Source organism: Aeromicrobium piscarium, assembly GCF_007421815.1.
Lineage (GTDB): Bacteria > Actinomycetota > Actinomycetes > Propionibacteriales > Nocardioidaceae > Aeromicrobium > Aeromicrobium piscarium.
Map to the genome: position 1 here is coordinate 1 of NZ_VLNT01000043.1, position 774 is coordinate 774.

General features: G+C 63.6%; 1 protein-coding gene and 1 pseudogene. Both read left to right on the forward strand.

The genetic code is table 11. From position 1 onward, the window contains the following. Positions 1-195, forward strand: a pseudogene (locus FNM00_RS19355) (integrase core domain-containing protein); the annotation flags it as partial. 66 nt (positions 196-261) lie between these two features. Beyond that, entirely contained in the window at positions 262-549 is a 288-nt protein-coding gene (locus FNM00_RS19360) for a transposase (RefSeq protein WP_246065245.1), read from the forward strand. The last annotated feature ends 225 nt before the right edge of the window (positions 550-774 follow it).

Genomic DNA, 774 nt, shown 5'->3' on the forward strand with positions numbered 1-774 from the left:
ATCCGGCCCTCGATCGGGTCGGTTGCCGATGCGTATGACAATGCGCTCATGGAGTGCGTGATCGGGCTCTACAAGACCGAGTGCGTCCGCACCACGGTCTTCCACACCGGCCCCTACCGGACCATCGCCGACGTCGAGTACGCCACCGCCGGATGGGTCGACTGGTACAACACCAGGCGCTTGCACGGGTCGCTTGTGACCTGTCCCGGGTTTTCCGGACACCGATGTTGGAGCGAGAATCGCTTCACGAGAGGAGTCTGGATGCCTGCAGCAAAGCCCGAGGAGTTCCGTCGCAGGGCGGTGGAGTTGGCGCGGTCCGGTGACAAGCCGGTGGCGAAGATCGCGAAGGACCTGGGGATCAGCGAGTCCGGTCTGCGCCGGTGGATGGCCCAGGCCGAGATCGAGAACGGTGAGCGTCCCGGATTGACCAAGGACGAGCGGTCCGAGCTGGTCCGGTTGCGTCGGGAGAACCGGGTCCAGGCGATGGAGATCGAGATTCTGAAGCGCGCCTCGGCGTACTTCGCCAAGGAGAACGTCCTCCCAAAATAGGGTTCCGGCTGGTCCACGAGCTCGCTGCGGACGGCTTTGCCGTCGCGGTGATCTGCCGGGTCCTGAGGGTCTCGACGTCGGGCTACTACGAGTGGCGTAGGGCGTGTCAGATGTTCTGTGTGAGTGATCGGTCCGTCTGAAAGGAAACATGATGGACCTTGTGACTGAACCACAGGAACCGAAGAGCGGTGCCGATGTCGCGGCCGAGATGGCTGCTTCGGGTGC